At 31.6% G+C, this 5,319-nt stretch carries 4 protein-coding genes and 1 riboswitch; of the genes, 1 reads left to right on the top strand and 3 read right to left on the bottom strand.

The features are described 5' to 3' along the window. On the bottom strand, positions 1-980 hold a 980-nt coding region (locus AADI82_RS13555), incomplete at its 3' end, for an iron ABC transporter permease (RefSeq protein ID WP_341216961.1). Then, a complete protein-coding gene (locus AADI82_RS13550; protein ID WP_341216960.1) occupies positions 981-2,126 on the bottom strand; it encodes an ABC transporter substrate-binding protein in 1,146 nt (381 codons plus the stop codon). A gap of 292 nt (positions 2,127-2,418) precedes the next feature. Then, a riboswitch (cobalamin riboswitch) is annotated at positions 2,419-2,613 on the top strand. Between the two features lie 67 nt (positions 2,614-2,680). Between AADI82_RS13550 and AADI82_RS13545 the strand changes: the two genes are divergently transcribed. Continuing rightward, positions 2,681-4,555 (top strand): TonB-dependent receptor plug domain-containing protein, encoded by a 1,875-nt coding sequence (locus tag AADI82_RS13545; protein ID WP_341216959.1) that lies wholly within the window; start codon positions 2,681-2,683, stop codon positions 4,553-4,555. 77 nt (positions 4,556-4,632) lie between these two features. Here AADI82_RS13545 and AADI82_RS13540 read toward each other — a convergent pair. After that, a partial coding sequence (locus tag AADI82_RS13540; RefSeq protein ID WP_341216958.1) for an ATP-binding protein occupies positions 4,633-5,319 on the bottom strand: 687 nt, incomplete at its 5' end.

Raw genomic sequence — 5,319 nt, 5'->3', positions numbered from 1 at the left:
CCAATTAAAGATGTAATGGCATTGATAGGCAACGTGTAATCGCTATTTGGTATTTGGGCAACACTATCACAAATTAACATGATAATAGCACCAAACAAAAATACAGCGGGTAATAATATTTTATGATTTGAGGTGTTAAAAACTTGTCGTGTAATATGCGGAATAGCCAAACCAACAAAGGCAATGGGTCCAGCAAAAGCTGTAATTGTACCAGCCAGCAAACTAGTGGCAGCAATAATAGTTAACCGACTTCTTTTTATGTTTAAGCCTAAACTTATCGCGTAATTTTCGCCTAAAAGTAAGGTGTTTAAAGATTTAATGGATATAATACTTAATATAATACCCAAACTAAAAATTATAGAAAAAATAAATAATTCATGCCATGATAAATTACCAAGACTTCCAAAACCCCAAAAAATGTACTGTTGTAATTGTTCGGCAGATCCAAAATAGGAAAGCACACTTACTATGGCAGCCGTTATACTTGCAAACATGAGCCCAATAATAAGAATAGCCATGGTATCTCGTACTTTAATTGAAACCATTAGAACAGCTAAGAGTACCAAAAAACTACCAAAACTAGCAGCGATTACAATGCCCCATTTTGAAATAAAAAGCGATGCAAAAATGCCGCCAAATAAACCAGAACCTAAAATAATTAATGCCACACCTAAACTTGCCCCCGAACTTATACCCAGTACAAAAGGACCAGCTAGTGGGTTTCTAAACAAAGTTTGCATTAAAAGCCCAGAAATACCTAAGCCTGAACCAACTAAAATTGCTGTTATGGCTTTTGGTAATCGGTAATTTTGAATAATATTTTGCCAAGCTTCTTGTTCTGTAGCATTGCCTATTAGGCTATTAAATACACCTCTTAAAGGGATATAAACCGAACCCAAACTTATATTAGTTATAAAGCATAATATAAGCACTAAGGTTAGTGCAATAAATGGAAGTTTATATGTTTTTAAAATTGACAATTATTCTAAAGGTTTAAAAAAGAATGGTTTATAGTCTATCAATAATTCAGGATGGCAGATTTTAATAATGTCTTTTAGAACCAAATCGGGTCTAGTCATGCCCAATTCATAATACAACACGCCACCTGATGTTCCTGTTGTATTTGTAAATGAATAAATATTCCCATTTTTAAAGGCTTTAAACTCAGTATGGTGTTCATTTCCATTTTTTAAACTTTCAAAGCTACTATAGCTTGAAGGGCTTAACCAAATATCTGCTTCCTTAGCTTTTACATAAACAGATTCAAAACTAAGTTTTAAACTTCCTGTACCTTTAGAATCTTTCCAAAGATAATCAACGTTTGCATCTTTTAAAAGCTCCGCTTCGGTACTTGTTCCATTAGGTAAAAGCCAAACATCTTTATGCATGGCACCGCTTAAAATAGTAGGTTGAGTTTTAACATTTTTTGCAAGCAATTTTGCCTCTAAATAGTTTTTTTCAATGCTGTCAAATATTGAGTCTGCTTCTTTTTCTTTATTATAAAGTACTCCAAAAAATTTAATCCATTCCGCTTTTGCAAGAGGAGATTCTTCAACCCAATCTCCATTATAAATTACAGGAATTCCTGATTTTTTAATGGTTTCAAAAGTTTTATTATTACCATCAATACCAAATCCAATTACAACATTCGGATTTAATTCTAATAAAATTTCAGTGTTTATACTTTCATTTTTACCAAGATCTCTTATTCTTTTGTTGTTAATATGAGTTCTTACTTTTTCTGAAGAAATAAAATCAGTTCCAGGAAACCCAACTAAAGTTTGCTCTACATTTAACAATTCTAAAGCAGGAATATGAGTGGTTGAAGTAACTACTATTTTTTTGATTGGATTAATAATAATACCATCATATTCATTTTTTATGAAAGTTGTTTTCGCTGCATTTTTTTTACTAATTAAAACATAGCGATAATGTTTTTCGGCTTTAGGCCAAGGGTTTTTAATTTCTAAAATTTTATAAGTTGAATAGTTTTTAATAGAAAAACCTTTGGCATATTTTAATTCGAGTTGATTGCTTTCAACAGTTTCAACCAACTGTTTTGTTTGATCGTTTTTGCAACTAAAAAGCGTTATTATAAATATTAAAAAAAGGTATTTATATTTCATCTGCCTATCATTATTGTTTTTTATTAGTTACATGTAGTTTCCATGTTATTATTCCCTTTAGGGTCAAAATATGTTATATAAGTTTCTGAATAATGTAACAATTGTCACGTATAATTGTTTTATTGTTGCCTATATTTAATACAAATTATAATCATGCGAGACGGTTCAAATTTAACAATATATATAGTAGCAGGAGTTATCATTGCCCATTTTCTTATTGGATTTATTTATCTTATTTACAAACTAAACAAGAAAAAGTAATTTTTATAATTATCATCTACATTAAAAAACTATTTTTGCAACGAAATTTGGTTTTGTTCACTTCACATGAACAGATTAAAAGGGAATCTAGTGAAATTCTAGAACTGTTCCCGCAACTGTAAGCTATAAAGCTTCATGTTAAACTTCTTGTCACTGGAATTTTATTTCTGGGAAGACCAACATGAAGACGCAAGTCAGGAGACCTGCCATTTTCAAAACAAATAAGTTAAACTTTCGGGATAAAAGTTTGAGTATGGTTAACACCTTACCATTCCGAGTAATTATTCATTAAAATGAACAAAAAAGCAAATGTTTTTGGTATACTATGTTTTGGTATATCTATGATTGGTTTTGCACAACAGCAAACCAATTCAACAAAAGTCGAGCAACTTGACGAAGTTGTTGTTACCGATTCACGTTTTAAATTAAAGCGTGAAAATTCAGGAAAAACAGTTATTAAAATTTCTAAAAAAGAGATTGAAAATAATCAAGGGCGAACCATTTCTGAATTAATAAATACTAAAAGTGGTATTGAAATTAATGGTAACCGAAGTGTAGAAGGGCAGAACATTTCTAGTTTTGTTAGAGGCGGAAACAACAGGCAAGTACTTGTTTTAATTGATGGTGTGCAAGTAAACGATCCTTCTTTAGTTAATAATGAGTTAGATTTACGATTATTAGATTTAAACACCATTGAATCTATAGAAATTATAAAAGGCGCAGCAAGTACGCTTTACGGCAATGCCGCTGCGACTGCTGTAATTAATATTATCACTAAAAAAGCATCGTCAAAAACAATTACTGCTAATTTTTTAACTGTTGTTGGCACCAATCAAACACAGGATGATTTGAATTATAACGGATCTAGTTTTACCAATAATGTATCGGTAAACGGAACAGTAAACAAGTTTATATATTTGGCAAGTTTTGGTAGTAGATATGCAGATGGTTTATCGGCAGCAAAGTCAGATAACCCAGAGAAAGATCCTTTTTCAAGATTCAATACAAATTTAAAAGTTGGATATGAGATTAGTGATGCGATTAGTATAACTGCTTTTGGTAGTTATGGTAAATTTAAAACCGATATTGATGGTTTTCCTGCACCAGCGTATACGTTAACAGATACTAACGATAAATATGTTTCTGAGCAAACACGTTTTGGAGTCTCACCAAAGTTTAGTTACGAAAACGGAAGCATTCAAATTAATGCAGCTATTACAGAGGTTGATAGAGAATCTATTTCAGATTTTGGTTCTACACCAACCGACGCTAAAAGCTTGGTAATTGATGCCTTTAACAAATACGTTTTTAGTGAAACGTTTTACACTATTATTGGCTTAAACTATTCAGATTATAAAAGTGAATTTGCTGCAGAGGAAAGTTACACGAATACAGACCCTTATTTGAATGTGGTTTATGTTTCAGATTTCGGATTAAATATTAACGCAGGAACACGATTTAATAATCATAGCACGTATGGTTCGCATTTGGTTTATAGTTTAAATCCGTCGTATAGTATTCCTGTAAATTCTGGATATGCTAAGGTTTTTGGGTCGTATGCTACATCGTTTATTGCACCTAATTTATCACAGTTGTTTGGTTTTTTTGGAGCAAATCCAGATTTGGAGCCAGAAGAAAATATAACGATTGAAGGTGGATTAGAATTTTCTAATAAAAACGGATTTAGAGTAAATGGTGTGTATTTTAACAGGAAAGAAGAAAACACTATTACCTATACAACGGGTTATGAAAATGCAACTACTGATGCTACGGTTCATGGTTTTGAAGTTGAAGCTGAATTGAAAACGATTAAAGATTTAACACTTAGTACAAATTACACATTTACCGAGTTAAAAGAAGGTGTGCGTTTGCGTGTTCCAAAACATAAAGCCAATGCTAGTTTAGGTTATAACTTTTGTAAAAATACGTATGCATCAATAAATTATCAATTTGTTGGAAGTAGAACAGATACCAATTTTTCTACGTTTGCAAACGAAGAATTACAATCTTTTTCTTTGATTGATTTATATTTTAGTCAGAAAATCATTAAAAATAAAGTGAAGCTTTTTACTAGTGTAACAAATGTATTTAACGAAGATTATTTCGAAATTTTAGGATATACTACAAAAGGAAGAAACGTAAACTTAGGATTGAATATTAATTTATAGTTTGTTCGTTCGAGCGCAGTCGAGAACTAAATGACATATTTCGACTACGCTCGATGAGACAATCTTTTAAAAAGGTGTTAAGGAATTAAATCGCAATACCACACACCATATTTTTCCGAGTCACTTTTACAAATAGAGTCATCATCTGTTTTTGGTGTATCATATTCCCGATATACTTTTTCTCCAATAGTAAATTCAATAGGGTTTTTAAAAATAGGTCCATCAAAACAAAAGGTATGAAATTCACCATTTTCGCCACAAGGGTCGATACCTTCGGGTAATTTGTTAATAAAGTTTTTATCAATCACAGTACCCACAAAATCTTCACCGAAGTATTTGGAATTAGCGCAAACAATAATAGTTTTAAAGCCTAAACTTAAAAACTCATTTAAAAGGGATTTCGTGTCCCGTTTCCAAAGGGGAAATACCGTTTTTATGTTTTGTTTAGCGAGTTGATTTTTGCGATAGGTTTTTAAATCTTCAAGAAAAATATCGCCAAAAGCAGCATGTGTAAAACCTTCACCTTTTAAACGGGAAACTGTTTTGAGCATTTTCTGCTCATAACTTTCCATACTAGGTGTTTTGGGGAGTTCAATTAAACTTGCTGGAATATTTAGCGCATCAGTTTGTGCAATCAATAATTCTTGTCGCAAACCATGCATAGATACTCGATTGTAATGGCTGTTAATTGTGGTAATCAATTCATCCACAGCATAACGCTTGTCTTGTAATAAATGATAGAGTGCTAAAGCTGAGTCTTTACC

Source organism: uncultured Wocania sp., assembly GCF_964021735.1.
GTDB lineage: Bacteria > Bacteroidota > Bacteroidia > Flavobacteriales > Flavobacteriaceae > Wocania_A.
The sequence above is the reverse complement of the archived record's forward strand: the minus strand, read 5'-3'. Positions and strand labels throughout refer to the sequence as shown.